The organism is Desulfovibrio sp. 1214_IL3152 (genome assembly GCF_036763055.1).
Lineage (GTDB): Bacteria > Desulfobacterota > Desulfovibrionia > Desulfovibrionales > Desulfovibrionaceae > Desulfovibrio.
On record NZ_JBAIYW010000383.1, the window covers coordinates 1 to 2,725 of the forward strand.

The 2,725-nt window shown below is 55.3% G+C and carries 2 protein-coding genes; both read left to right on the forward strand.

Annotated elements, in window-relative coordinates:
* Nucleotides 1-513: dephospho-CoA kinase (locus tag V6C07_RS08305; RefSeq protein WP_333535923.1), on the forward strand; the 513-nt coding region annotated here is incomplete at its 5' end.
* A gap of 267 nt (nt 514-780) precedes the next feature.
* A complete protein-coding gene (locus V6C07_RS08310; protein ID WP_333535924.1) occupies nt 781-2,631 on the forward strand; it encodes a hybrid sensor histidine kinase/response regulator in 1,851 nt (616 codons plus the stop codon).
* The last annotated feature ends 94 nt before the right edge of the window (nt 2,632-2,725 follow it).

Consider the following 2,725-nt stretch of genomic DNA (forward strand, 5'->3'; position numbering starts at 1 on the left):
GACCGCCTGCGCGGCGGCCTGCTCACCACCGGGGGCGCTGTGAACAGAACGGCCCTCATGGCCGCCATGCAGAAAGACCCCGTTCTGCGGCGTGATGTGGAACAGACTGTCCATGCCCTGACCCGGCAGCGCATTGATGACTTCTGGCAACAGCAGGAAAGCAAAGGAGCGGCCCTGGCCGCGGCCGAAATTCCCCTCTATTTCGAATGCGGCTGGCAAAAGGTGTTCAACCCTGCGCCGTTCAGTGTGGGTGTGCATTGTCCCCTCTCCCTGCGCAGCGCGCGCACGGCGAAAAACAGGGGCTGGAGTCAGGAAAAAATGGCCGCCCTTGAGGAATGGCAGTGGCCCGAAGCCCGTAAAATGGCGGCCTGCGATCTGGTAATCGCAAACGAGGACGACCTGCCCCGGCTTCACGAAAAGGCCGCTGACCTGATTGAAAAACTGCGCCTGCTTGAACAGGAAAAAAGAGAAGAACAGAGCCGCACCCTGGTCAGGCTCTGGACTCCAAGCTGAGCGACCATTCTCTCTATCGTACCCTTTTCATTGACACATATTGCTTTATCCGGGTATGCTGGCTCTTTAGTTCCTATTTTACCGTAACCGCTTGCTGCGTATACTTTTTTTGCTTGACGCAAGGCAAAAAGTATGGCTCTGCCGTAAACGGTACGCCGCAGGCCAGATTTTTCCGGCGCCGCTGCCAGGTGATTTTATTTTTCACGGACGGCAACTGTTTTATCAGACAAAGGCCGCTGGAAATACTTAACCCTTACGGAGTGCCGCATGCCAGTTCACAGCAAGGCCCCAGACGGTCCCGGCGTCAGCCCAATGATTCTGGCGTTGGAAATCTCCAGTTCCGCACTCCTGCATTACAGCAAGGCCCCTTTTTTGCGCGCCAGCCTCGCCAGCATGGGCGAAACCCTGCACTGCGGGCAGGTGATTCTTCTGGAATACGCCAACAACAGCTGGGGCGAGCCGTTTGTGTGGACAAGCTCCGTACCCAGCGCGGCCTGCACGCTGCCCCTGCCGACACTGGAAGACATGACCCCCCTGCTGGATATCTTTTTGCAGCGCAAAGAGTTTTGCGTTTCTGATACCGGGCAGCTGCCCGAGGGGCCACAAAAAGACTTTTTCCTCGCGCGGCAGGTCAAGGCCGCCATGTGCATTCCCATTGTCCACGAAGGCGGGCTGTGCGGCGGCATCTGCCTGACCAGGCGCATTCCCGATCAGGGCTGGTCACAGGACGATGAAAGCATATGCCATCTTTTAAGCAACATCATGGCTATGGTGCTCACCCACTTTAGCCTTTACGGCAAGCTGCGGCAAAAGCACAAACAGCTTCGCGACATCCTTGACGCATTCCCCAATCCCGTCTGCATTGTGGACATGGAAACAAACAAAATTCTTTTTTCTAATAAAAGCATCGCAGAAACATTTCCCGCATCGCAAAATCCCGAAGAGGACAGCTGCCACAAAAGGCTTATGGGCCGGGACAGCCCCTGCCCCTATTGCACCAATCCCATCATTCGGCATTCGGGCGAGCCCTATCAGTGGACGTACCAGAATGAGGTCACCAGCCGCACGTACACCGTGGTGGACAAGGTTATCAAATGGGACAATGACAGGCCCGTGCGGCTTTCCATCAGCACGGACATCACCGACATACTGCGTACCCGGCACGAAAAACAGTCAGCGGTCATTGCCTCTCAGGCCAAAACAGAATTTCTGGCCCATATGAGTCACGAGATCCGCACTCCCCTCAACGGCATCATCGGCCTCACCCATCTGGCCCTGCAGAGCGGCCCGGAAGGAGAACTCAAGGAATACCTGCTGAAAATCCGATCCTCCTCCACAAACCTGCTCGCCATCATCAACGATGTGCTCGATCTTTCAAAAATCGAAGCCAACAAGATGGAACTGGAAAACGTCAATTTTATGCTTGAGGAAGTGCTGGATTTTGTTCATACATCCGTGCGTTTTGCCATGGAGCAGAAAGGGCTTGAATACCATTGCCACCTGGAAGACGATGTGCCCCTCAAACTCTGGGGCGACAGCCTGCGCCTCAAACAGGTGCTGCTCAACCTCATGAGCAATGCGGTCAAGTTCACTGCCAGGGGCAGGGTGGGACTGCACATCCGCCGGGAACAGAACAACGATGGCGACTGGCTGCACTTTGAGGTTTCAGATACGGGCATGGGCATTAGCGACGAGTACCAGCAGCACCTTTTTGATCCCTACACGCAGGCCAACTCAAGTATCAGCCGCCGCTTTGGCGGCACGGGTCTGGGGCTGAGCATATGCAAGCGCATCGCGGAACTTATGCAGGGCAGGCTGTGGTGCGAAAGCAGGCTTGGCGAAGGCTCGCGTTTTCACCTGCACATGCCATGCACCCCCGCACGCAATGTCTACTGTGAGGCCGGCGATGATACGCATGGCGTTCCGCCCCTGCAAAATGCCGGAAACACCAGGATTCTTCTGGTGGAAGACAACGAGGTCAACCAGGAAATAGCCAGAGCCATGCTGCGCCACCTCAACATTGAATGCGACCTTGCCCAGAACGGCCGCGAAGCCGTACGCATGGCACTGGAAACACATTATGACATCAATGTTGTCCGGTTAAGCACCCATAGCTAACAGGCTATAACTATAGGTGTTTATAGTTTTTCGTCTTCGCGGATTCAGAAGTTCTTCCAGAGAATCCTTGCCGAACAGATTCAAGCAAATGAGC